This is a genomic window from Nonomuraea sp. NPDC048826, from assembly GCF_043198225.1.
GTDB lineage: Bacteria > Actinomycetota > Actinomycetes > Streptosporangiales > Streptosporangiaceae > Nonomuraea.
The window spans coordinates 931,234-953,296 of the sequence record NZ_JBICUQ010000001.1 but is presented as its reverse complement, the minus strand read 5'-3'; the positions used below and the strand labels follow the sequence as shown (position 1 = coordinate 953,296).

The window sequence follows — 22,063 nt, the reverse complement described above, 5'->3', positions numbered from 1 at the left end:
GGCAATCCCTTCGTCAGCAGGCGTCCTTCGCCACCCACGACCTTGCCGAACCACCCACCGAAGATCAGTCACGCCAGCACCGCTCTCACACGGGGGCCAGCCCTACCACTCCGGAGAAACCGTGACGCGTTCACGTTCCGTAGCAATATCTTTACTTTATGCTTACGGCCTACGTCGACGAGAGCATGCGCCGCCGTCCCGATGATCACAATATCTACGCGATGGCCGCGATCGCCCTGCACTCCGTCGCGCATGACGACGCGCGCATGACGTTGGAGTCTCTGCGTATCGGCAAGAATCCGCGCCTGCACTGGCGCGACGAGTCCAGCGCCAGACAGCGCGTCATCGCCGACGCGATCGCCGCACTCCCCGTTGCCGCCCTCGTCACCGTCCACATCTACGACAGCGCGTGCGGGACGGAACGGGCTCGCCGACGCTGCCTTGAGCGACTTCTGCTCGAGTTGGAGGCCACCGGCGTGACGAGAGTCGTCGTCGAGAGCCGCTCTTCCCACCAGGACCATCTTGACCTGCTGCTCGTCATGGCCATGCGGAAGTCGCAGGCCATCTCACGAGCGATCGCGGTGGACTGGCGGCCTTCCTGCCAGGAACCCCTGCTCTGGGCAGCCGATGCCGTGGTCAGCGCTACCACGTGGTGGATCGACGGGCACGGGGGTGGTTTCGAGCGCCTCGAAGAGCGGGTGCGAGTCGTGTGCGTGGACTGAGAACGCAAAGGCCGGACGCCCGATTCCATCGGGAGGCCCGGCCTCACTTCCGACACCCACCGAGGGCGCGGCTCCGTCAGTATATCTCACCTAGCGTGACTGGACAATCGCATGGGTCACGGTGATCTGCGTGGGGTGAGCGGACAGTGCAAAGGCCGGGCGCCCGATATCCCTCGGTGGTCCCGGCCTCACTTCCGCACTCCCAGAGGTGCGGCATCACCATGATGCCTCGCCGTCCGTGACGCGGCAACCACCCTCCGCTGGTGCGGCGACCGGAGAGAATGAGGCGTGCTGATTACCGTCATGACCGGGGCCGGGATCTCCACCGAGTCCGGGATACCCGACTACCGGGGTCCGCGTGGGCTGTGGCGTCGCGATCCCGACCACGAGAAGCTCGTCACCATCGGCTACTACCTCGCCGACCCCGAGATCCGGCGCAGGTCGTGGGAGTTCCGCCGGGGCAACCCCGCCAGGGACGCGGCGCCGAACGGGGCGCATCGGGCGCTGGTGGAGCTGGAGCGGGCCGGACGGCTCGACCGGCTGATCACGCAGAACGTCGACGGGCTGCACCAGCGGGCCGGGTCGGACCCGGAGCGGGTGCTGGAGCTGCACGGGAACATGTTCGGGGTGGTGTGCGTCGGGTGCGGCGGCCGGTCGACGCTGGACGAGGCGCTGGCCCGGCTCGACGCCGGGGAGGACGATCCCGCCTGCCGGGAGTGCGGCGGGATCCTCAAGACCACCACGGTCATGTTCGGCGAGAACCTGCCCGAGGAGGTCGTCGCCGAGGCGGTCGAGGCCACGGAGCGGGCCGAGGTGTTCGTCGCGATCGGGACGTCGCTGCAGGTGATGCCCGCCGCGTCGCTCGCCGCGCTGGCGGTGCGGCGCGGCGCGCGGCTGATCGTCGTGAACGCCGAGCCGACCCCGTACGACGACCTGGCCGCCGAGGTGATCAGGGACCCGATCGGCGAGGCGGTCCCCCGGCTGGTGGCGCGGCTCGCCGGGTGAGAACGGCCGGGCAGGGCAACCGGTCGTTGACCTTCGCGAAGGGGCTTGCGCATGATGCTGGGCATGGGTTTCCGCACACTCCATGATCATGACCATCACGGCGCCGCGGGCGTCATGGACCATCCGCGCGCCTACGAGCTGACTTCGGCGATCGGGTTCCTGGGGGCGCGGCGGGAGGTGTTCACCCGCCTGGCGATCCAGGCCCGGCCGCGGCCGGGCGAGCGGTTCCTGGACGTGGGCTGCGGCACCGGTTATCTGACCCGGGTGGTCGCCCCCGTCGTCGGGCCGAAGGGCGGCGTCACCGGCGTCGACCCGTCCGCCGAGATGATCGGGTACGCCCGCGAGCGCGCCCCGGGCAACTGCGACTACCAGGTGGCCGAGGGGCAGGCGCTGCCGTTCCCCGACGGGTCGTTCGACGCGGTGGTGAGCAGCCTGGCGGTGCACCACATCCCCGAGGACGCGCGGCCGGCGGCGATGCGGGAGATGTTCCGGGTGCTGCGGCCCGGCGGCAGGCTCGTCGTCGCCGAGTACCGTCCGCCGGCGCACCCGCTGGCCCGCCGGCTCGCCTCCCTGCTGACGGGGCCCGCCATGCACGGCGATCCGTACGAGATGCTCCGCACGCTCGTCCCCGGCGCCGGCTTCACGATCGAGGCCGAGGGCGACCTGCCGCCGATGCTCTCGTTCATACGCGCGAGCAGACCCGTGTGAGCGACGGGTTCGTATGATCACCTCATGAATCCCCTCGACCGCATCGCCCGGGTCCGCCTGTCATCCGTCTACCTGCCGCTCGACACGCCGGTCAGCGATGCCAAGGTGCTCACCGGGCGGCAGCGGCCGATGACCGAGGTCGCCTTCCTGTTCGCCGAGATCACCACGGAGGGCGGCCTGGAGGGGATCGGGTTCTGCTACTCCAAGCGGGCGGGCGGTCCCGGTCAGTACGCGCACGCCTGCGAGATCGCGCCCGACCTGATCGGCGAGGACGCCAACGACATCCCCAGGCTGTGGGAGAAACTGGCGTGGGCCGGCGCGTCCGTGGGCCGCGGCGGGCTGTCCGTCCAGGCCATCGCGGCCTTCGACATCGCGCTGTGGGACCTGAAGGCCAGGCGGGCGGGGCTGCCGCTGGCCAAGCTGCTGGGCGCGCACCGTGACTCGGTGCGCTGCTACAACACCTCCGGCGGTTTCCTGCACGCGCCGATCGAGCGGGTGCTGGACAACGCCGCGGCGGCGCTGGAGCGCGGCATCGGCGGCATCAAGATCAAGGTGGGCCAGCCCGACGGGCGCGCCGACCTGGCCAGGGTCCGGGCGGCGCGCGAGCAGCTGGGCGAGGAGGTGCCGCTGATGGTCGACGCCAACCAGCAGTGGGACCGGCCGGCGGCGGCGCGGATGGGCCGGGCGCTGGAGGAGTTCGGGCTGGTGTGGATCGAGGAGCCGCTCGACGCGCACGACCACGCCGGGCACGCGGCGCTGGCCGCCGCGCTCGACACGCCCGTCGCCACCGGCGAGATGCTGACCAGCGTCGCCGAGCACGCCGAGCTGCTGCGGGCGGGCGGCGCCGACATCCTCCAGCCGGACGCGCCGCGGATCGGCGGCATCACCCCGTTCCTGCGCCTGGCGGCGCTGGCCGAACACCACCGGGTGCAGCTCGCGCCGCACTTCGCCATGGAGATCCACCTGCATCTCGCGGCCGCCTACGCGCAGGAGCCGTGGGTGGAGCACTTCGAGTGGCTGGAGCCGCTGTTCGAGGAGCGGCTGGAGATCCGCGACGGCCGCATGCTCGTGCCCGACCGGCCGGGGCTCGGCCTCACGCTGAGCGAGCAGGCGGCCAAGTGGACGGCCGAACGACGCGAGTTCGCCCGACCGGCCTGACCGTCTCAGCCGTCCGGCCCATCGCGGCGTACGACCTGATGGACACGCGGTCAGGATGCCCGAGGCCCCGACCTGACCGCGTGTCGCGGAGGCGTCAGAGGTGACCCTGGCTGCCCACGGTCGCGAGCTCGCGCAGCTCCTGGGTGAGGCTCTCGCGGACCTTGGTCATGATGCGGCCCTGGGTGGCCTCGTCCGTGACCTCGAACACGACCCGGGCCAGGAACACCGCCCGGCGCTCGTCGCACCCCGCCCTGGAGGCCACCCGCCGGATGAACTCCTCGCGGTTGAAGTGCTCGCCGGTGCCGAGACCGCCGTACACCTCGGTGCGGCGGAGGTTCTCGCCGATCTCGTGCGGCAGCTGGGCGGCGAGCTTGTCGGCGAGGCTCTCCGGCAGCCGCTCGCCGAGCGTCTCCAGCGACGCCCGGATGGCCCGCTCCGCGTGCGCCCGGTCGCTCAGGCGGGCTCGCGCCTGTACTTGGCCGATGAAGTCGTCATGTCGCATGATTTCCCCCTTCATCCCTCCCAGCGGCTACCCCGTCGCCGCCGCGTCACCAAGCGCCTGACACAAGAAATGGGTAAAGCTCCGCACGGGTTACGATATGTAATATCCTAACAACTGTGCGTCACAGCGATCTCGTCACCCTGCGCCGGCAGGCCCGCCGCTTAGCCCGCCGGGTCGGCCGACGCGGCACCAGCCTCCTCTTCGTCGGGCTGGTCTCCGCGGTCATCGCCTGGTCGCTGGTCTCCCCGCCCCGCCTCGGCCGGCCCAACCTGGCCCACGCGCAGCTCGCCGCCATCGCGCCGCTGCGGGTGTGGGCCGTCCTCTGGGCGATCACCGCCGGGATCTGCCTCGTGCAGGCGTTCTTCCGGTCCGACCGGGTGGCGTTCGCCGCCGCGACCGCGCTCACGCTGGCGTGGGGGCTCATCTACCTCGCCGGGGCCCTCACCGGCGTCAACCCCGCCGGCTGGATCGGCGGCGCCGTCTGGCTCGGCTTCGGCGGCTGGCTCACGCTGATCTCGACCTGGCCGGAGACCGGCCCCGCTCCCACCGAACCGCACGGGGAGGCATGATGCCCGACCTGGCCACCATCGCCGTCCAGACCGCCGTGGGGATCGTCCCGCTGGGAGCCGCCTGGTTCGCCTACCGCGCCAGCACCGACGCCAACAGGCGGACGGCGGAGACCGCCGAACGCCAGGCCCTGCTGGAGCTGAGCAAGGTCGACTCGGAGGCGTTCGAACGCGCCCGCGCCATCTACGACTCCGGCATCAGCCTGCTCGAACGGCAGCTCGCCCGGGTGCAGACCCAGTTCGACCAGCTCAGCGCCGACTCGGCCGCCGAACGCGACGGATTACAGCGTCGCATCCGTACGATGCAGGCGCAGATCGAGGGCCTGGAGTCGACGGTGGTCCTGCTGCGCCGCCAGCTCATCGAGGCCGGCATCGCCCCGGCCGCCCGCCCCTTCGACCGCCACGACACCCCCGAAGCCGACGAAGCCTGACCCGCCCGCGTCAGGTCCCGGCGGAGATGACCACGCGGCGGTTCTTCGCCCGGCCGGCCGGATTGTCCGAGCCGTCGGGCTTGGTGTCGGCGGCGACCGGCTTCGACTCGCCGTAGCCCGCCGCCTTGAGCCGTGACCGGTCGATCCCGCCGTCGGTGGCCAGCCAGTCGACGACCGCCTGGGCGCGCCGCTCCGACAGGGGCTGGTTGTGGGACTCGCCCCCCTTGCCGTCGGTGTGCCCGTCGACGCGGATCTCCGAGCCGTCCTCGGCCTTCTTCGCGATCTCGCGGGCGACCCGCCTCAGCTCGGCGGCGGCCGCCGGCTTGACCGTGGCGCTGTCGAAGTCGAAGAGCACGTCCGCCTCAAGGCTGAACGCGATCGTGTCGTCGCCTTCCAGCACGTTGCTCCTGCCGACCTCGTACGCCTTCAGTTCGGTGGCGGGGATCTCGACCGCCGGCACCTCGACGGCGGGCACCTCCACCGCGGGCACCTCGGCGGCCGGGATGCACTCGTTCCGCTCGTTGCAGGCGGACGGCCTGATCACGTACGGGCGGATCAGGAAGGGCCGGATGATGAACGGGCGGATGATGAACGGCCTGATGACGAACGGGACGAAGCCCCCGTCCTTCGGCTTGACCTGGCACACCTCCGGCGTGGAGACGCCCTTGGCGTGCACGGCCGCCGCGCTGACGCCCTCGGCGCGTACCGGGTCGAGCTTGATGCCGCCCGCGTTCACGCCGGGGATCTCCACCGGCGGGATCTCGACGGCGGGGATCGTCACGGGCGGGATCGACGCGCCGCCCAGGCAGCCGCCGGGGGCGGGCTTGATCTCGGTGCACTGGGCGGGGACGCGCTGCGCGGCGATGTCCACCCCGGGGATGGTGACCTCGGGGACGACCTGACCGCCCACCTTCGCCGCCGGGATCACCACCGGGTCCGCGTGCACGGCCGGGATGTCGACGGCGGGGATGAGCTCGCCGTGGCGGCAGCTCGTGGGCTCGGGGCCGGGGGGCGTGCTCTCCTGGCTTTCCTGGGTGGCCTGCCCGCCGGGGGTGGCCGTCTGAGCGGCCGGGGACTGCCGCTCGGCGCCGCCGGCACCGGTCGCGCCGCACGCGGCGACCAGGACCAGGAGAAGCGGAGCGAGGGCTCGCGTGATGATGGTTCTCTTCCCGCACACAGTGCGCCACGCTAGGACATGAAGGTTCAGTATCCGTATAGGACCGCGAAGCGGTTCAAGGTGTCCGCGTGGAGTGCGCGGTGGAACGCCGGTCCCCGTCCGGCCGCCTTCCCGGTCGCGGTGACCACGGTGACCAGCACGTACGGGCCGGAACCCGCGACGCCGACCTTGCCGTAGGCGTACTGGGGGTGCGTGCCGCCCCGCCGCCATCGCAGCGCCTCCGCCGACCGCCTGGACAGACCGACGGCGGCGGCCTGGGCGTAACGCTCGGTGGGGAAGGCCAGCAGGAGCTGGACCGCCCTGAGCTTCCCGTTTCTGGCCGAGTAGGCGAGCTGGGCGGCGCGGTCGCATGTCACAACCGTCCCGGCTTTCGATCATCCCGCCGCCTTGCGGCTCAGCCCCTCCCACGCCCGGTACTCCTCCGTCCGGGCCCGGTCCAGATCCTGGACCATGTCGTACGAGGCCGCGCCCACGATCAGCCGCCGGGGCGGATCGGGCAGGTCGACCAGTTCCATGACCACAGGCGCGGCCGTGCGCGGATCGGGGCCGGCGTCCTCGCCCCACATCTCGGCCAGCTTCTCCCGCAGGGGGTCGTAGACCGCCAGCGGGTCGGCCACGGTGGTGCCCGTCGTGAACAGGCCCGTGTCGTACCCGCCCATCTGCAGGTTGGTCACCTTGATCCCGAACGGCTCCACCTCCATGGCCAGCGCCTGGGTGATGGAGTCGAGCGCGGCCTTGCCCGCCCCGTAGAACCCGACGGACGCGAACCCGCCGCCGGACGCCATCGAGGTGACCTGCAGGATCCGCCCGCCACCCTGCCTGCGCAGGTGGGGCACGGCGGCCTGGCAGACCCAGACCGCGCCGAGCACGTTCACGTCGAGGTGGGCCCGGATCTGCTTCTCGGACGCCTCCTCGATCATGCCCATGAGCAGCCCGCCGGCGTTGTTGACCACGACGTCGATCCGCCCGAGCGCGGCCACCGCGCCGTCCACCGCGTCGCGGACCGCCTCCCGGTCGGAGACGTCCAGCGCCACCGGGACCATTCGCCCGTCGTGTCCGGCGGCCAACTCCTCCAGCGGCGCGATGTTCCTGGCCGCGCCGACGACCCGGTCTCCCGCGGCCAGCGCCGCCTCGGCGAACGCCCTGCCCAGCCCCCGGGACGCCCCGGTGATGAACCATACGCGCGTCATGCTCTCACTCCTCCGTCAACAAGACGAGACGTTTCGTCTCGTGCAAGCATCCTGCTGCAGTGCGACCGTCCTTGTCAAGACGGGGCGTCTCGTCTCAGGGCAAGGCGACCCGGTAGACCACCGTGTCCCGCCGATGGAACCCGGCTCGCTCGTACAGCCGGTTGGCCGCCGCCCGCTCCGGCCGGGACGTGAGATCGACCGTCCGCGCCCCGGCCTCGCGGGACAGCTCCAAAGCCCGTTCCGTCAGCGCCGCGCCGACGCCACGGCCCCGCGCCGCCTCGTCCACCACGACGTCCTCGATGCGCGCCCGCACGCCGGACGCCAGCGGGTAGGTCACCAGCGTCAGCAGGCCCACGACGGTGTCCCCGTCCCGCGCGGCGAGCACCGTGTTCGCGGCCACCACCCGCCGCACGGCGTCCGCGTCGACCGCCGCCCCGGCCGAGAGCTGGGGCAACAGGCGCCCGAAGGCCGCCACGACCTCGTCGCCCGCCTCACGCACGATCTCGATCACCACAGTCATCCACCGAGCGTAGGCGTTCCCGATGGGTCCCGGCGGGTAGCGTGCGGGCATGGGCGACGCGTATGTGCTGGGTCCCGAGACCGGGCGGCTGCTGGTCGAGACGAGGCGCACCGGGCTGGGGGCCAAGGCCGGGCACGATCTGACGATCGAGGCGACCCGATGGCGCGGCGAGGCCGTGGTGGACCTCGGCGATCCCGGGGCGAGCCGGGTGAGCGTCGAGGTGGACGCCGGGTCGCTGCGGGTGGTGTCGGGGACGGGCGGGGTGAAGCCGCTCACCGATGCCGACCGGGCCGACATCGAGCGCAACATCCGTGACAAGGTGCTGCACGCCGGCCGGTCCCCCGTCATCGCGTTCCGGTCCGGTCAGGTGACCGGGACGCGCGAGTCGTTCCAGGTGGAGGGCGAGCTGACGCTCGCGGGCGTGACGCGGCCGCTCACCCTCGCCTGCGTCCACGACGGCGAGCGGGTACGGGGAAGCGCGACGATCACGCAGACCCGGTGGGGCATCAAGCCGTACTCCGCGTTCTTCGGGGCGCTCAAGCTGGACGACGACGTCGAGGTGCGGTTCGACGTGGCGTTGGTCAGCGCGGCTTCCTGAACAACGTCTCCTGCGTGATGCTGGCGGCGAGCCGGCCGTCGTGGGTGTGGATGGTGCCGGTGTACCAGCCGCGCCCGGCCGACACGGTGTGCGGCACCAGGTCCATGAGCACCCACTCGTCCATGACGGCAGGCCGGTGGAACCAGACGGCGTGGTCCAGGCTGGAGCCGGAGCGCCCGCCGCCCCCGTCGGGGATGCCGGTCAGCCCGCTGGAGATGTCGGAGAGGTACGTGAGCACGCACGCGTGCAGCAACTGGCTCTCGGGCAGGTCCTGGACGCAGCGGGCCCAGAACCGGGTGGGCCATTCGGCGGCGGCGTACGGCTGCGGCGGCAGGCGGCTCTCCATGGAGAACAACCGGGGCAGCTGGGCCGCTTCGAGCCCGTCGGGCCCGGGCGCGTCGGGCGCGGGGTGCATCTGCACGTCCACGCCCGGCTCGGGGACGTGGAAGGACGCCGACATGTTGAAGATGACCTTGCCGTTCTGGATGGCGACCACCCGCCGGGCGGAGTACGACCGGCCGTCCCTGTCGCGGTAGACCCGGAACACGGTCGGCCGGGCGGCGTCGCCGCTGCGCAGGTAGTAGCCGTGCAGCGAGTGCGGCAACCGGCCGGGCTCGACCGTGTCGCCCGCGGCGGCCAGGGCCTGCGCGGCGACCTGTCCCCCGTACAGCGGGAACGGCTCCTCGAACACGGTCGTGCCCCGGTAGAGGTCCTCTTCGATCTTCTCCAGCGTCAGCAGGTCGAGCACGGTGGGGGCGGCCACGGGGCTGAAGGTCGGCATGAGGCAGACGGTAGAGGACGCGACAGGGCGGCCGCGAGCCGGGGTGGGCCGCTGTGAGAAGCTCGTGCCGGTGTTCGAGGCGAGAGGAGAGGCCGGTGGCCGAGGCCGGGGACGAGCTGATCTACGAGGTCGACGGCGGCGTGGCGGTGATCCGGCTGAACCGGCCCCGCTATCTGGGCGCGTTCACCTGGCCGATGATCAACGCCTGGGCCGGGGCGCTGCGTGCGGCGCAGGACGACGAGGACGTCCGGGTGGTGGTGCTCACCGGCACCGGCGAGGGCTTCTGCAGCGGCGTCGACCTGAAGGCGCTCGACGAGATCGAGGCCACGCCGATCGAGCGCAAGCGCATGCTGACCGACCGGGTGCACAAGGTGGCGCGGGCGGTCGAGGACCTGGACAAGCCGCTGATCGCGGCGGTCAACGGGGTCGCGGTCGGCGCCGGGATGGACATGGCGCTCATGTGTGACATGCGGTTCGCCGCCCGGTCTGCCCGCTTCTCCGAGGGTTACATCCGCATCGGCCTGATCCCCGGCGACGGCGGCGCCTACTTCCTGCCCCGGCTGGTCGGCCCGGCCAAGGCCATGGAGCTGCTGATGACCGGCGACTTCGTCGACGCCGACGAGGCCCTGCGGCTCGGCATCGTCAACCGGGTCTACGACGACGAGGCGCTCATGGCCGAGACCATGGAGTTCGCCAGGGGCATCGCGGCCAAGCCGCCGATCGCGATCTCGATGATCAAGCGGGCGGTCTACCAGTCGATGCGCACCGATCTGCGCACCAGCCTGGACCTCATCTCGTCCCACATGGCGATCGTGCAGGCCACCGACGACTACGCGGAGGCCATGAGCGCCTTCCGTGAGAAGCGTCCCGGCGCCTACCGCAACCGTTGACACAGCAGAACATTATTCGATAGGCCAGGAGCATGGTCGCAGCCGACGAGTTCGATGAGATCCTCAAGCAGGTACGCCAGTTCGTCCACACCCGGGTCGTGCCCAGAGAGCAGGAGATCGCCGACACCGACGCGATCCCCGACGACCTCCGCCGCCAGGCGGCCGGCATGGGCCTGTTCGGCTACGCCATCCCCGGCGAGTACGGCGGGCTCGGGCTCGACATCGCCCAGGACGTCCGGCTCGGCTTCGAGTTCGGCTACACGACGCTCGCCTTCCGGTCGATGTTCGGCACCAACAACGGCATCGCCGGCCAGGTCCTGGTCGGGTTCGGCACCGAGGCGCAGAAGGAGCGCTGGCTGCCGTCGCTGGCGTCCGGCGAGGTCACCGCGGCGTTCGCGCTGACGGAGCCGGAGGCGGGCTCCGACCCGTCGGGGCTGAAGACCACGGCGGCGCCCGACGGCGACGGCTGGGTGATCGACGGGACCAAGCGGTTCATCACCAACGCCCCGATCGCGGGGTTGTTCGTGGTGTTCGCCCGGGTCCGCCCCGCCGACGCGGCGGGCAGCGGCATCGCGGTGTTTCTGGTGCCAGCCGACACTCCCGGCGTGACCGTCGGGCCGAAGGACGCCAAGATGGGCCAGGAAGGCGCCTGGACGTCCGAGGTCGCGTTCACCGGGGTCCGCCTCGGCGCCGAGGCGCTGATCGGCGGCGAGGTCGACGCCGGCTTCCGGGCCGCCATGACCGTGCTCGCCCGGGGCCGGCTGCACATCTCGGCGGTGGCCGTCGGCCTGATGGAGCGGGCGCTCGACGAGTCGGTGGCGTTCGCCGCGCACAACCGGCAGGGCGGCCGCCCGGTCGGCGACTACCAGCTCGTCCAGGCGATGCTCGCCGAGCAGAAGTCCCTGTGCATGGCGGGCCGGGCGATGGCCGTCGAGGCCGCCAGGCTCTGGCTGACCGGCGAGGACCGCAGGCTCGCGCCGTCCGCCACCAAGCTGTTCTGCACCGAGTCCGCCGGCCGCGTCGCCGACCTGGCCGTCCAGGTGCACGGCGGCAGCGGCTACATGCGCGGGGTGCCGGTCGAGCGGATCTACCGCGACGTGCGCCTGCTGCGCCTGTACGAGGGCACCAGCGAGATCCAGAAACTGATCGTCGGGCGCGAGCTGATGCGCGGGGCCCGCTCGTGACGCCGGGCGAGGAGCGGGTGTCCGCCGCCCGCGCGGGAAAGGCAGGCCGCTGATGTCCGCACCGCTGGAGGGGCTGCGCGTCGTCGAGCTTTCCGGGTACGTGGCAACGCCGCTGTGCGGGATGACGCTGGCGCAGCTCGGCGCCGACGTGGTCCGGGTGGAGCCGATCGGCGGCCAGGCCGACCGCTCCCGCTGGCCGCTCGCCCCGTCGGGCACCAGCCTCTACTGGACCGGGCTCAACAAGGGCAAGCGGGCCATCGCGGTCGACTTCCGCTCCGACGAGGGCCGGGCGGTCATCGCCGACCTGGTCGAGCGGCGCGGGGTCGTGGTGGCCAACGCCGATCTGCCCGGGCTCTCGTACGAGAAGCTGCGCGAGCGTCGCAAGGACCTGATCCACGCGCTGCTCACGGGCAGGCGCGACGGCGGCATCGCGGTCGACTACACGGTCAACGCCGAGACCGGGCTGCCCGCGGTGACCGGGCCGGCCGGGGTCGAGGGGCCGGTCAACCATGTGCTGCCCGCCTGGGACATCGCCGCCGGGCTCTACCTGGCCACCGGGCTGCTGGCGGCCGAACGGCACCGGCTGCTGACCGGCGAGGGGCGGCGCATCACGGTGGCGCTGGGCGACGTGGCCCTGTCCATGGTCGCCAACCTCGGCTACCTTGCCGACGCGCAGCTCGGCGGGGAGCCGCGGGTCAAGGACGGCAACCACTTCTACGGCGGCTACGGGCGCGACTTCCGCACCTCCGACGGCCGGCGCGTCATGCTCGTGGTCCTCACCTCACGCCACTGGTCCGGCCTGCTCGCCCTGACGGGCCTGGCCGCCGCGGTCGAGGCGGTGGAGCGGGCGCTCGGGGCCGACTTCCGGCGCGACGCCGACCGCTACCGGCACCGGGCCGTCATCGGCGGGCTGCTGGAGCCGTGGTTCGCGGCCCGGACGTACGCGGAGGTGGAGGCGGCGCTGGAGAACGGGCGGCTGCTGTACGCGCCGTACCGGACGTTCGAGGAGCTGGCCGCCGACCCCGAGGCGCTGCTGGCGGGGAACCCCGTGCTCGGCATGCTCGACCAGCCGGGCGTCGGCCCGCACCTGTCGGCGGGCTCGCCGATGGTCGTGGACGGCGAGCAGGAGCCACCCCGCCCGGCGCCGTCCGTGGGCGGGCACACCGACGAGGTGCTGCGGGAGGAGCTGGGCTACTCGGCCGGCGACGTCGCGGCGTTGCGTGACCGGGGCGCGATCGGCTGACCCGTCACCCGAGAGGCATGGTCATGCGGCGGATCAGGGTGTGCAGGTAGGCCCGGAAGGCCTCCAGCACCTCCGGGTCGGGCTCCTCGCCGCGCCGCTGCGGCCAGTCGGGCGACACGTGCCGCATGCCGCCCGACAGGAACCCGTACACGCACCACACGATGGACCAGACGAGGTGGTGGCAGTTCACGTCGCCGGGCATGATGTCGCGTACGAACTCCGCCACCTCGGAGGCGAGCGGCCGGGAGTAGAGGTCTTCGAGGTCGGGGGTGTCGGCGGCGTCGCCGGTCCAGCGGTGCAGCCACAGCGCGAGATACTCGGGATGCGCGACGTTGAAGTCCAGATAGGCGTCGACCAGGTCGATCGCCCCCTGCACGCCCGGTGTGGCGGATCTCAGCGCCGGCTCCATGGCCGTCCGCTCGGCGTTGATGGCGCGGACCATCACCTCTTGGTAGAGCTCGGTCTTGTCGCCCACCAGCCGGGTCAGCTGCTCCACCTCGACCCCCGCCGCCTCGGCGATCATCCTCATCGACGTCCAGTCGTACCCCAGCTCGGCGAAGAGCCGCGTCGCCACCCCGACCAACCGGTCCGTCTCCCCATCCATGCCCATCACCCTAAGTGATGAACCCCTCACCTTCACGGCAGGGGCGATGATGTCGCACCTGGTCGGCGCGTGGGCGGGGCTCCGGGGGCGGTCGCGCGGGCGTAGGACCGGATCGTCGCCGCGAGCAGGACGACCGCGACGATCCCGAGTACGCCGTGGTACCACCGCCAGCCGACGCCGATCCCGACGAACCCGTCCACCACCATGATCGCCGCGCCCGCGCCGAGGCCCAGGAACGCGAGGCCCAGCACGGCCAGCATCGGCGTCCTGGGCAGGCGGCGGCCGACCGAGGTCACGGTCGCCAGCATCAGCACCGCCCCCAGCAGGCCGTTCGCCGCGGCCAGCCACTGCGTGGCCGCCACATCCAGCATCTCGCGGGCGTAACGCTCGTGCTCGGCCGCGGAGACCGCAGGGCCGCCGGGGAAGCCGAGTCTGCCCTGCGCGGCGTAGACGGCCTTCCCGGCGGCGTAGCCGAGGAACAGCACGGCCGTCGCCCAGGCGGGCGAGCGGGCTTGGCGGACGGTCATCCGGGGCTCCCTTGGATCGAGGTCGGGTCACCAGGATCGGCGGCCCGGCACCGGACCGCCCTCCCCCGGGCGGGGGAAGGCGGTCCCTCGCGGGAGCCAGACGGTCACGGGGTGCGGCGGCGCAGGAAGCGGGCGACCACGATGGCGCAGGCGGCGCCGAGCAGGGCCAGCAGCACCGGGACGAGGGTCGCGGTCCACGGCCAGGAGCGGCCGGTCAGCTCGAAGTCGAGCGCCGTGTACTCCAGGGTCTTGGCCGTCCACCGCGCGGTCCGCACGTCGTAGGTGCCGGCGATGTCGCGCAGCACCGGGTCGAACGCGAACTCCTCCTTCTGGTGCAGGTAGAAGGCCTCGTCACCGGCCACCCGCTGCAGGGCGGCGGCCACGCCGGGGACGATCAGGCGGTCCAGCCCGGCCGCGTCCGCCGCGCGGGGGACGAACGTGAGCCCGTGCCGGGAGCGGATCGGGCCGTCGCCGACCGCGACCGTGCGGCCGACCATGGCCTCCTCGGTGTACGAGACGAAGGGCGCGGCGAGCTCCAGCTCACCCGTGCCTTCCACGAGCTGGACGCCGATGGCGGACGGGCCGGTCTGGTACGAGGAGTTGATCGCCACGACCACGTCCCGCGGCTCCAGGCGGGACTCGGGCAGCGGCGCGGGGGCGCCTGGCGTGTAGTGGCGCCAGTGCACCCTGTCCGCCGCCTCGCGCGCCGCCTCCGGGTCGAGCAGCCGCTCGACGATCCGCAGGCCGCCGTCGACGCCGGACAGCACGCCGGCGGTGGTGATCACGTTCCCGTCCTCGACGTACCGGTGGCCGGTCCGCCAGTCGACGCCGGGGAAGTCCCTGCGCAGCGCCGCCATCCGCCACCAGTGCGAGGTCGCGGGCCGGCCTTCCAGCAGCCCGCTCCCGGCGAACGTACGGGCCCCGTGACAGACGCTGACGATCAGCGTGCCGGCCGCCGACTGCTGCCGCAGCCAGGCGTTGATCGCGGTCACCTCGGCGCCGGTCGGCCGGTGCAGGGCCGGGATCACCACCGCGTCGAGCTTGTCGCCGCGCTCGTCCAGCAGCCGCCCCAGCCCGTCGATGCTCAGGTCGGTCACCAGGTCGAGGCCGCCGGTCAGGGGCACCACGGGGGCGTCCGCCGAGACGGTGTACACGTTCACCCAGCCGGTGCCCGCCAGCACCTCGTACGGTCCCAGCAGGTCGGCCACGTTGGTGCCGCTCACGCTGGTCAGGAAGGCCACCGTGGGCTTGTCCGGGTCGTGGCTCCTCGGCGCGGGCGCCACGGCCACCGAGTCCGTGCGCGCCTCGTACAGATCGCCGAACTTGCCGACGGTGTTCACCGCGGAGACCACACCCGGCAGCAGCAAGGCGGCCAGCGCGACGGCGGCTCTCCTGATCCACCGGCTCTTGCGGGATTCTGTTCCGGTCATGGCGGGCTCCTCGACATGGGGGGTCGTCATGTCACCCACGCTAGGAAGGCGGGCCCGCCGCGGAATCAGGGAAGTCGCCGGTCTCCCGTCAGCACGGGCGCTTCGGCGAGGACGAGGCGCATGAGCTCGGCCCGGGAGGTGATGGCGGCCTTCTGGAAGACCTTGCGCAGGTGGTACTCGACGGTGCGCGGGCTGAGGAACAGCTGCGCGGCGATCTCCCGGTTGGTGAGCCCCTCCCCCACCGCCAGCGTGATGCGCAGCTCCTGCGGGGTGAGCGCGGTCAGCGCGCCCGGCTCAGGTGCGCGGGTCCTGGCAGACTCGCCCGTGGCCCGCAGCTCGCCCAGCGCGCGGTCGGCCCAGGCGAGCGCGCCGATGCGGCGGAAGTCCTCCACCGCGCCGCGCAGGTGACCCTGCGCCTCCGAGCGTCTGCGGTCGCGCCGCAACTGCTCGCCGAAGAGCAGTTCGGTACGGGCGCGCTCCAGCGGGGAGTCGGCCAGGGCGTGCAGGCGCAGGCTCTCGGCGTAGTGCTCCGCGGGGTCGGCGCTGACCAGGGCCAGGCAGCGGGCGGCGAGGGCGCGCGGCGTGGGCTCGGAGGTGTACGCGGTCCAGCGGGCGTAGCGGGCCGCGGCCTCGGCGGCGGCGTCGTGGTCACCGGCCCGGACCAGGGCTTCCACCAGGTCGGGGACGGTCTCCATGGCGAGGTCCGCCGCACCGCCGCCGACCGCCTCGAAGTGCCGCGCGGCCTCGGCGTGCCGCCCGGCGACGAGGTCGAGGAGCCCGAGCGCGCGCCTGGCACAGGCCATCGCGTCGGCCAGCTTTCGGTCGCTCGCCTCGGCCAGCACGCCGGCGGCCAGCTCGGCGGCCTCCGGCCGGCCGCGAAGCGCCGCGCACCAGGCCAGCAGGCCGCGATGGCGGCAGGCCGTGTTGAGCTGGCCGAGCTCGGCGGCGAACTGGCAGCCCTCCTCGGCGTGCGCCTCCGCCAGCCCGAACCTGCCGCGGGCCAGCTCGTCGGCCGCCTGGTATTCCAGGTTCCAGGCGAGCGCGCCGAGCGCCCCGCTGTTGCGGGCGAGCCGGGCGGCGTCCCGGTACAGGCGCCTGCTCAGTTCGTGGTCGCCGAGACCGCGAGCGATCGCCCCGGCCAGCGTCATCGTGACGGGGTCGGTCAGCTCGGCGACCGTGTCGGCGCCGCGTACCGGGAGCCCGGGATCGCGGCCGGTGCGGGCGCGGGCGGCGGCGCGCAGCAGGCGCAGGACCGCGTCCTGCGGGGTGTCGTCCGCGGGCTCGGTCTCGTCGAGCCAGCGGGCGAGGTCGGCCCACGCCTCCGGCTGGTTGGTGCGGACGCCGAGGTCGCCGTACATCGCGACGGTCGGGGCGAACCCCGCCCTGTCGATCCGGAGCGCGCGCGGGATCCACGGCCTGACGAGGTCCATCGCGTCGTCGGGCGACCCGGCGAACCCGGTCGCGACCGCGCGCAACGCGGCGAGCGAGATGCGATCGGCCTCCTCCAGGTGCGGCTCGCGCTCGGCCCGGTCGATCAGGTCGACGGCCGTGGCGGTGAACCCGCCCCTGATGGCGGCCCGCGCGGCCGTCCACAGCAGCCGCCCCCGGCGCGGCCCGTCGGCGGTCAGCTCGGCCGCCTTCGACAGCGCGGCCATCGCCGCCGCCGGGCCGCCGCGCAGCGCCGCCTGCTCGGCCGAGCGTTCGAGCTGCCCGGCGGCCTCCTCGTCGTGGCCCGTGGCCGCCTGCCCCAGGTGCCAGGCACGGCGGTGCTGGTCGGCAGGGTCGTCGAAGGCCGCCGCGAGCGCCCGGTGGACCGCGGCCCGCCAGTCGGCCGTGGCGCTGTGGTAGATCGCGGACCGTACCAGCGGGTGCCGGAACACCAGCCGGGCCCCGTCGTAGGTCAGCAGGTCGTCGAGCCCGGCGAGGGACAGCGGGCCGGTGGCGATCCGCAGGGACGCGGCCGCCTTCTCGACGGTCTTGAGGCTGCCCGAGCCGTCGGCGGCGATCAGCTGGAGCAGCGGCAGCGAGGCGGCGTGCCGGGCCCGGATCCGGCCCAGGAACGAGCGCCGCAGCTCGTCGGTCATGGCCGGCGGCTCCTGCGTGGCCTCCGGCGGCAGGTCGGCGCCCGCCAGCTCGATCAGCGCCAGCGGGTTCCCGCAGGTGAGAGCCAGCAGGCGGGCGCGCTCGCCGTCGGTGAGCGGCCGCGCGCCGAGCAGCGCCCCGGCCGCCTCGGGGTCGAGCCCCATGAGCGGGACGCGGCGCAGGTGGGGCAGGTCGGTGCCGTGCCCCTCGTCTGCGCGCGCGGCCAGCGCCAGCACGATCGGCTCGTCGTCCAGCCGCCGGGCCACGAACGCCAGCGTCTTGAGCGTCGGCTGGTCGGCCCAGTGCGCGTCGTCCAGCACGCACAGCACCGGCGACTTCCCCGCGGCCAGCGACAGCAGCGAGAGCGTGGACAACCCCACCAGGAACGGGTCGGGCGGCTCGCCGTGATCCTGGCCGAACAGGATGCGCAGCGCCCGCGCCTGCGGCCCGGGCAGCTCGCCGACCAGCCCGAGCACGGGCAGCAGGAGCTGGTGCAGGGTGGCGTAGGCGAGCTCGGCCTCCGGCTCCACGCCGACCGCGCGCAGCACCCGGAACCCCTCGGCGCGCTCCACCGCGTACGAGAGCAGGGCGGTCTTGCCGATGCCGGGCTCGCCGTGCACGACGAACCCGGTGCCATGCCCTTCGACGGCGGACTCGAGCATCGCGTCGAGCAGCGCGGTCTCTTTCTCCCTCCCCAGCACATGCCGAGCATAGAAAGCCCCGCGTCCCGGGGGAATCCCCACGACTGGTGGTTTCCCTGATGCGCCGTAAGCGGACGGGCTCCTAGCGTCGGGCCCGTGAGAGCAGCCGAGATGCGCGGCCGTACGGTCATCGTCACGGGCGCCTGTCATGTGATCGGCCACGGGACCGGTCACGGGGTCGGCGCCGCCGCCTCGCGGGCGCTGAGCGGGGCGGGCGCGGCCGTGGTCCTGGCGGCGTGCGGGTGCCGCGCCTCCGCGGAGCTGGCCGCCGAGGTCGGCGCGGTCGCCGTCCTGGCGGACCTGGCCAATCCGGTGTCGGTGCGGCGGCTGGTCGAGCAGACGCTCGGCGCCTTCGGCCGGCTCGACGCGGCCGCCAACCTCGGGGACGGGATGGCGGCGGTGATGGCGTACGAGATCGCGGCGATGCGGCGCACCGGGGGCGGCCGCATCGTCAACCTGGCGCTCACCCCGGCCGTGCGGGACCTCACCCGGGCGGCGGCGCTGGAGCATGCGGGCACCGGCATCCGGATCGACACCGTCGAGCCGGGACCCCGGGCGGCCGAGGTCGTCGTCCGGTTGTGCTGCGCGGAGAAGTTTCTTCCTCCGGATGTCGTCCCGGATGTCAAGGACGGCCGGTGGGCTCCGACTGACCGGTGAGAGGCGCGGGAAGCGCCGTCAGCGGAAGGCAGTGAGATGAACAAGGTCACCTGTGACATGGCGATGTCGATCGACGGGTTCACGGCCGGGCCGGGCCAGAGCCTGGAGAACCCGTTCGGGGAGGGGGACGTCGACCGCCTGACCCAGTGGATGATCGACGAGGCGGAGCTGCACAAGGCCGAGATCGCGGACATCACCGCCGCGGGCGCCTACATCATGGGCCGCAACATGTTCGGCCCCGGCCGCGGCGCGTGGGACCTCGACTGGGAGGGCTGGTGGGGCGATGAGCCGCCGTACCACGCGCCGGTCTTCGTCCTGACCCACCATGAGCGCGAGCCCGTCGTGAAACAGGGCGGCACCACGTTCCATTTCGTGACCGGCGGCCCCGAGGAGGCCATGCGCCTGGCCAGGGAGGCGGCCGGCGAGCGCGAGGTGGCCGTCGCGGGCGGGGCCTCGACGGTGAACCAGTTCCTCGCGGCGGGGCTGATCGACGAGCTGCGCCTGCACGTCGCGCCGGTGGTCCTGGGCCGCGGCGAGCGGCTCTTCGAGGACACCGGCGCTTTCACGCTCGAACCCGTCCGCGAGCCCACGGGCAGCGCCATGGTCACCCACCTCGTCTACCGCGTCGTCCGGTAGGGCGGGTGAAGCGGTGTGGCGCGGCGGCCCGGACCGCCGCGCCACGAGGCCTCTACGGTCAGCTCGCGCTGCAGGAAACCGTCGGCCAGGTCCAGTTGCCGTTGTGCTGGATCGTCACGCCCCAGTTGTTGCCGTTGCCGTTGGGTCTGGCGGTCAGCGTCTGGGCGTTCGGGTAGCCGGCGCTGATGTTCCAGGTGGCGATGATCTTCGCCGGCGACGGCACGTTCATGGTCACGGTCCAGTTGTTCGATCCGCTGACCGAGACCCCGAGGTTGTAGCGGTCGCCCCACTGCTGGCCCTGGGAGAGGGTCGCGGTGCAGCCGCCGCCTGGGTTACCGGGGTTGCCAGGATTGCCCGGGTTGCCGGGGTCTCCGCCGCTGCCGCCGAGAGTGATGTTGGAGTTGCCGCTGCTCTGGTAGCCCTCGGTCGCCATGATCATGTAGTCGTGGTTGCCCAGGCTCATGCCGTTGCGGGCCCAGGCGTCGAAGTGGTTGCCGGCGGTGATGGTGCCGCCCGTGCGCTTCGACTGGCGGACGCTCCAGTACTGCTGGAAGGTCCTGGTGCCCTCGATGGAGGGGGCGTTGTAACGCGTCGTCTGGTAGATGTCGTACGTGCCGCCGTCGCTGGTGACCGTGCCCTTGTACGTGCCGGTGGGCCGGTAGGTGCCCCAGTTGTCGACGATGTAGTACTCGATGAGCGGGTTCCTGGTCCAGCCGTAGAGCGTCAGGTACGCGTTGCCCGACGGGTTGAAGCTGCCCGAGTAGGTCACGGTCCTGCGCCCGCCGGGGTTCCAGCCCTTGCCGGCGACGAAGTTCCCGGTGTTGCGCCATGAGGTGCTGTAGTTGCCGCCGGAGCCCAGGTCCATGGAGACCGTGCCCTGGCTGTCCGTCCAGAACGAGTAGAAGTACCCGTCGTGGTTGCCCGTCTGGTTGGAGTTGACGGGGACGGCGTGCGCGATGCCGGGCGTCGCCACGGCCATGAAGAGCGCGGCGACTACGGCGCAGGAGCGGCGGACGAGCGAGCGGAGGCCGCGGCTGCGGGTCTTCGGTGGGGCGGTGGCGCCGTTCATGTGCGTGCTTCCTCCTCGCGAAGGCGGACAGCGTGACTCGACCCGGCGAGACAGGTGGCCGGAGGTCGATGGCGACAGTGTTCATCCGGCCCCGAAAGTTGTCAACGAATCCCGAAATATATCGGAAGCCTTTCGGTGACAAATGGCCTGAACACCGGCTCCAGCTGGCCCTTAGTCGGGAGTGAAAGTTTCATCCACAAATTCACCACCGAATCCCGATAAAGATCACTATGATGGCGCGAATGCGGAGATTGCCGTTAGTCGGCCTGGTCGCGGCCCTCACCCTCACCTGTTGCGGCGCCGCCTCGGCGGCCGCGCACGACGAACCCCGGACCTCGTACGCCAAGGGCCGGTCGCAACCGGTCAAGGACCCGGTCTATCCCGCGTACGGCAACCCGTCGATCGACGTGCTCCACTACGGGCTGAAGCTGGCCTGGCGGCCGGAACGCCGGAGCCTGGCGGGCACCGCCACCCTCACGGTCCGCGCCGTGAAGCCGATCAAGGAGGTCAGGCTCGACTTCGGCCGGGCCCTGAAGATCGACCGGGTGACCGTCGGCGGCGAGCGCGCCCGTCCCCGGCGCAAGGGCGACGACCTGACGATCCCGCTCCCCGCCACGCTCGCCGCCGACAAGAAGGTCAGGCTGGTGGTGCGCTACCACGGCGTGCCGAAGCCGCACTCCTCCGGCCAGCTCCGCCCCGACCTCGCCCGGCTCGGCCTGCGCTCGGCCGCCGACGGGTCGGCCTGGGCACTGCAGGAGCCCTTCGGCGCGTTCACCTGGTTCCCGGTGAACGACCACCCGTCGGACGAGGCGCTCTACGACGTCGCCATCACCGTGCCCAAGGGCTGGGCGGGCGTCGCGCACGGCACGTACAAGGGGAAGAGCGTGCGGGGCCGCGCGGTCACCTACCGCTGGAAGTCGACCGATCCGGTCGCCAGCTACCTGACGCTGTTCACCGTCGACAAGTACCGGATGCACCGGGCGAAGGGCCCGCGCGGCATCCCGATCACCTACTGGGTGCGTCCCGGGGACCGGTGGGCCCTGCCGACGGTCCGCCGGATGCCCGAGCTGATCCGCTGGATGGAGAAGAAGGCCGGGCGGTACCCGTTCCCCAGCGCCGGCCTGGTGGCGACCAGCGATTCCGGCATGGAGACCCAGCAGATGATCACCCTCGGCGGCCCGTACCTGACCCCCGAGGTGGTGCTGCATGAGCTCGCCCACCACTGGTTCGGCAACAGCGTCGGCCCGCGCACCTGGAAGGACGTGTGGCTGAACGAGGGCTTCGCCATGTACTTCCAGATCCAGTGGAGCGCCGACCACGGCCCCGGCACCATGGACAGCCTCATGGCCGACCTGCGCCGGCAGGAGAGGCTCGTCCGCGCGGAGGCGGGCCCGCCGGGCGACTACCGGCGGGACTATTTCGCGGCGAGCAACGTCTACTACAGCCCCGCGCTGATGCTGCACGAGATCAGGAAGCGCATCGGCGACGACCGGTTCTTCGCCATGACCCGCGCCTGGGCCCAGGAGCACCGCCACACCAGCCAGGACCGGGCGTCCTTCACCGCCTGGATCAACGAGCACACCGGTGAGGACCTCACGGAGCTGATCGACGCCTGGCTGGACTCGCGGACGAGCCCCGAGAGCTGAGCGGCGCCCGCCCCGCCGGGTGACGGGGCGGGCGCC

24 protein-coding genes are annotated in these 22,063 nt (G+C 72.5%); 13 read left to right on the top strand and 11 right to left on the bottom strand.

Going from position 1 to position 22,063, the window contains the following annotated elements:
* Window positions 1-158 precede the first annotated feature (158 nt).
* From ACGFI7_RS04700 to ACGFI7_RS04685, 4 genes are all read left to right on the top strand, one after another.
* On the top strand, window positions 159-722 hold the full coding sequence (locus ACGFI7_RS04700) for a hypothetical protein (RefSeq protein WP_393399057.1): 564 nt from the start codon (window positions 159-161) through the stop codon (window positions 720-722).
* 288 nt (window positions 723-1,010) lie between these two features.
* Window positions 1,011-1,727, top strand: coding sequence for an NAD-dependent deacetylase (locus tag ACGFI7_RS04695; protein WP_393399055.1), 717 nt, complete (start codon window positions 1,011-1,013; stop codon window positions 1,725-1,727).
* Window positions 1,728-1,790: 63 nt separating this feature from the next.
* Complete coding sequence (locus tag ACGFI7_RS04690) at window positions 1,791-2,435, top strand: class I SAM-dependent methyltransferase (RefSeq protein ID WP_393399052.1); 645 nt, start codon at window positions 1,791-1,793, stop codon at window positions 2,433-2,435.
* A 24-nt stretch (window positions 2,436-2,459) separates the two neighbouring features.
* Window positions 2,460-3,593 (top strand): mandelate racemase/muconate lactonizing enzyme family protein, encoded by a 1,134-nt coding sequence (locus tag ACGFI7_RS04685; protein WP_393399050.1) that lies wholly within the window; start codon window positions 2,460-2,462, stop codon window positions 3,591-3,593.
* Window positions 3,594-3,687: 94 nt separating this feature from the next.
* Here ACGFI7_RS04685 and ACGFI7_RS04680 read toward each other — a convergent pair whose 3' ends face one another.
* Window positions 3,688-4,095, bottom strand: coding sequence for a DUF2267 domain-containing protein (locus ACGFI7_RS04680; RefSeq protein WP_393399048.1), 408 nt, complete (start codon window positions 4,093-4,095; stop codon window positions 3,688-3,690).
* Between the two features lie 116 nt (window positions 4,096-4,211).
* Between ACGFI7_RS04680 and ACGFI7_RS04675 the strand changes: the two genes are divergently transcribed.
* Together ACGFI7_RS04675 and ACGFI7_RS04670 are read left to right on the top strand one after the other, a co-directional pair.
* The gene (locus ACGFI7_RS04675) at window positions 4,212-4,664 is read left to right on the top strand and encodes a hypothetical protein (protein ID WP_393399046.1); all 453 of its coding nucleotides are present in this window, start codon (window positions 4,212-4,214) and stop codon (window positions 4,662-4,664) included.
* Window positions 4,661-5,092 carry a hypothetical protein gene (locus ACGFI7_RS04670; RefSeq protein WP_393399043.1) on the top strand — a complete coding sequence of 144 codons (432 nt, stop codon included), beginning with the start codon at window positions 4,661-4,663 and terminating at the stop codon, window positions 5,090-5,092. Before ACGFI7_RS04675 ends, ACGFI7_RS04670 begins: the two co-directional genes overlap by 4 nt.
* Window positions 5,093-5,102: 10 nt before the next feature.
* Here ACGFI7_RS04670 and ACGFI7_RS04665 read toward each other — a convergent pair whose 3' ends face one another.
* The 4 genes from ACGFI7_RS04665 to ACGFI7_RS04650 form a co-directional block, all read right to left on the bottom strand.
* Window positions 5,103-6,269 (bottom strand): OmpA family protein, encoded by a 1,167-nt coding sequence (locus ACGFI7_RS04665; RefSeq protein WP_393399041.1) that lies wholly within the window; start codon window positions 6,267-6,269, stop codon window positions 5,103-5,105.
* A 26-nt stretch (window positions 6,270-6,295) separates the two neighbouring features.
* On the bottom strand, window positions 6,296-6,625 hold the full coding sequence (locus ACGFI7_RS04660) for a hypothetical protein (RefSeq protein ID WP_393399039.1): 330 nt from the start codon (window positions 6,623-6,625) through the stop codon (window positions 6,296-6,298).
* An 18-nt stretch (window positions 6,626-6,643) separates the two neighbouring features.
* Complete coding sequence (locus ACGFI7_RS04655) at window positions 6,644-7,459, bottom strand: SDR family NAD(P)-dependent oxidoreductase (RefSeq protein ID WP_393399037.1); 816 nt, start codon at window positions 7,457-7,459, stop codon at window positions 6,644-6,646.
* Window positions 7,460-7,553: 94 nt separating this feature from the next.
* Window positions 7,554-7,979 (bottom strand): GNAT family N-acetyltransferase, encoded by a 426-nt coding sequence (locus ACGFI7_RS04650; protein WP_393399034.1) that lies wholly within the window; start codon window positions 7,977-7,979, stop codon window positions 7,554-7,556.
* 49 nt (window positions 7,980-8,028) lie between these two features.
* Between ACGFI7_RS04650 and ACGFI7_RS04645 the strand changes: the two genes are divergently transcribed.
* Window positions 8,029-8,577: a YceI family protein gene (locus tag ACGFI7_RS04645; protein WP_393399032.1), complete on the top strand. Its 549-nt coding sequence runs from the start codon at window positions 8,029-8,031 to the stop codon at window positions 8,575-8,577.
* On the opposite strand, the gene ACGFI7_RS04640 is transcribed toward ACGFI7_RS04645, so the two are convergent.
* The gene (locus tag ACGFI7_RS04640; protein ID WP_393399029.1) at window positions 8,561-9,358 is read right to left on the bottom strand and encodes an acyl-CoA thioesterase; all 798 of its coding nucleotides are present in this window, start codon (window positions 9,356-9,358) and stop codon (window positions 8,561-8,563) included. The genes ACGFI7_RS04645 and ACGFI7_RS04640 overlap by 17 nt on opposite strands.
* 95 nt (window positions 9,359-9,453) lie before the next feature.
* Between ACGFI7_RS04640 and ACGFI7_RS04635 the strand changes: the two genes are divergently transcribed.
* Genes ACGFI7_RS04635 through ACGFI7_RS04625 form a run of 3 tightly spaced genes read left to right on the top strand, consistent with a single transcriptional unit; the run spans window position 9,454 to window position 12,675 of the window.
* The gene (locus ACGFI7_RS04635) at window positions 9,454-10,248 is read left to right on the top strand and encodes an enoyl-CoA hydratase/isomerase family protein (RefSeq protein ID WP_393399026.1); all 795 of its coding nucleotides are present in this window, start codon (window positions 9,454-9,456) and stop codon (window positions 10,246-10,248) included.
* Between the two features lie 32 nt (window positions 10,249-10,280).
* The gene (locus ACGFI7_RS04630; protein WP_393399023.1) at window positions 10,281-11,432 is read left to right on the top strand and encodes an acyl-CoA dehydrogenase family protein; all 1,152 of its coding nucleotides are present in this window, start codon (window positions 10,281-10,283) and stop codon (window positions 11,430-11,432) included.
* Window positions 11,433-11,484: 52 nt separating this feature from the next.
* Window positions 11,485-12,675 carry a CoA transferase gene (locus tag ACGFI7_RS04625; protein WP_393399020.1) on the top strand — a complete coding sequence of 397 codons (1,191 nt, stop codon included), beginning with the start codon at window positions 11,485-11,487 and terminating at the stop codon, window positions 12,673-12,675.
* 4 nt (window positions 12,676-12,679) lie between these two features.
* Here the strand turns inward: ACGFI7_RS04625 and ACGFI7_RS04620 are convergent, their stop codons facing one another.
* The 4 genes from ACGFI7_RS04620 to ACGFI7_RS04605 form a co-directional block, all read right to left on the bottom strand.
* Window positions 12,680-13,279, bottom strand: coding sequence for a TetR/AcrR family transcriptional regulator (locus tag ACGFI7_RS04620; protein WP_393399017.1), 600 nt, complete (start codon window positions 13,277-13,279; stop codon window positions 12,680-12,682).
* A 32-nt stretch (window positions 13,280-13,311) separates the two neighbouring features.
* Window positions 13,312-13,806, bottom strand: coding sequence for a hypothetical protein (locus ACGFI7_RS04615; protein ID WP_393399014.1), 495 nt, complete (start codon window positions 13,804-13,806; stop codon window positions 13,312-13,314).
* A gap of 104 nt (window positions 13,807-13,910) precedes the next feature.
* Window positions 13,911-15,266 (bottom strand): DJ-1/PfpI family protein, encoded by a 1,356-nt coding sequence (locus ACGFI7_RS04610; RefSeq protein WP_393399012.1) that lies wholly within the window; start codon window positions 15,264-15,266, stop codon window positions 13,911-13,913.
* 35 nt (window positions 15,267-15,301) lie between these two features.
* Entirely contained in the window at window positions 15,302-18,019 is a 2,718-nt protein-coding gene (locus ACGFI7_RS04605; RefSeq protein WP_393399010.1) for an AAA family ATPase, read from the bottom strand.
* 96 nt (window positions 18,020-18,115) lie between these two features.
* Here ACGFI7_RS04605 and ACGFI7_RS04600 point away from each other — a divergent pair, with 96 nt between their 5' ends.
* Window positions 18,116-18,676 (top strand): hypothetical protein, encoded by a 561-nt coding sequence (locus ACGFI7_RS04600; RefSeq protein WP_393399008.1) that lies wholly within the window; start codon window positions 18,116-18,118, stop codon window positions 18,674-18,676.
* Window positions 18,677-18,712: 36 nt separating this feature from the next.
* Complete coding sequence (locus tag ACGFI7_RS04595; RefSeq protein WP_393399005.1) at window positions 18,713-19,312, top strand: dihydrofolate reductase family protein; 600 nt, start codon at window positions 18,713-18,715, stop codon at window positions 19,310-19,312.
* A gap of 58 nt (window positions 19,313-19,370) precedes the next feature.
* Here the strand turns inward: ACGFI7_RS04595 and ACGFI7_RS04590 are convergent, their stop codons facing one another.
* Window positions 19,371-20,381: a glycoside hydrolase family 11 protein gene (locus ACGFI7_RS04590; RefSeq protein ID WP_393399003.1), complete on the bottom strand. Its 1,011-nt coding sequence runs from the start codon at window positions 20,379-20,381 to the stop codon at window positions 19,371-19,373.
* 242 nt (window positions 20,382-20,623) lie between these two features.
* On the opposite strand from ACGFI7_RS04590, the gene ACGFI7_RS04585 reads away from it, so the two are divergent.
* A complete protein-coding gene (locus tag ACGFI7_RS04585) occupies window positions 20,624-22,027 on the top strand; it encodes a M1 family metallopeptidase (protein ID WP_393399000.1) in 1,404 nt (467 codons plus the stop codon).
* Window positions 22,028-22,063 lie beyond the last annotated feature (36 nt).

Coding starts and splice junctions, on each gene's coding strand:
- ACGFI7_RS04700 (WP_393399057.1), top strand. CDS start 159: ATGCTTACGGCCTACGTCGACGAGAGCATGCGCCGCCGTCCCGATGAT.
- ACGFI7_RS04690 (WP_393399052.1), top strand. CDS start 1,791: ATGGGTTTCCGCACACTCCATGATCATGACCATCACGGCGCCGCGGGC.
- ACGFI7_RS04685 (WP_393399050.1), top strand. CDS start 2,460: ATGAATCCCCTCGACCGCATCGCCCGGGTCCGCCTGTCATCCGTCTAC.
- ACGFI7_RS04680 (WP_393399048.1), bottom strand. CDS start 4,095: ATGCGACATGACGACTTCATCGGCCAAGTACAGGCGCGAGCCCGCCTG.
- ACGFI7_RS04670 (WP_393399043.1), top strand. CDS start 4,661: ATGATGCCCGACCTGGCCACCATCGCCGTCCAGACCGCCGTGGGGATC.
- ACGFI7_RS04655 (WP_393399037.1), bottom strand. CDS start 7,459: ATGACGCGCGTATGGTTCATCACCGGGGCGTCCCGGGGGCTGGGCAGG.
- ACGFI7_RS04650 (WP_393399034.1), bottom strand. CDS start 7,979: ATGACTGTGGTGATCGAGATCGTGCGTGAGGCGGGCGACGAGGTCGTG.
- ACGFI7_RS04645 (WP_393399032.1), top strand. CDS start 8,029: ATGGGCGACGCGTATGTGCTGGGTCCCGAGACCGGGCGGCTGCTGGTC.
- ACGFI7_RS04640 (WP_393399029.1), bottom strand. CDS start 9,358: ATGCCGACCTTCAGCCCCGTGGCCGCCCCCACCGTGCTCGACCTGCTG.
- ACGFI7_RS04630 (WP_393399023.1), top strand. CDS start 10,281: ATGGTCGCAGCCGACGAGTTCGATGAGATCCTCAAGCAGGTACGCCAG.
- ACGFI7_RS04625 (WP_393399020.1), top strand. CDS start 11,485: ATGTCCGCACCGCTGGAGGGGCTGCGCGTCGTCGAGCTTTCCGGGTAC.
- ACGFI7_RS04620 (WP_393399017.1), bottom strand. CDS start 13,279: ATGGATGGGGAGACGGACCGGTTGGTCGGGGTGGCGACGCGGCTCTTC.
- ACGFI7_RS04615 (WP_393399014.1), bottom strand. CDS start 13,806: ATGACCGTCCGCCAAGCCCGCTCGCCCGCCTGGGCGACGGCCGTGCTG.
- ACGFI7_RS04610 (WP_393399012.1), bottom strand. CDS start 15,266: ATGACGACCCCCCATGTCGAGGAGCCCGCCATGACCGGAACAGAATCC.
- ACGFI7_RS04595 (WP_393399005.1), top strand. CDS start 18,713: ATGAACAAGGTCACCTGTGACATGGCGATGTCGATCGACGGGTTCACG.
- ACGFI7_RS04590 (WP_393399003.1), bottom strand. CDS start 20,381: ATGAACGGCGCCACCGCCCCACCGAAGACCCGCAGCCGCGGCCTCCGC.
- ACGFI7_RS04585 (WP_393399000.1), top strand. CDS start 20,624: ATGCGGAGATTGCCGTTAGTCGGCCTGGTCGCGGCCCTCACCCTCACC.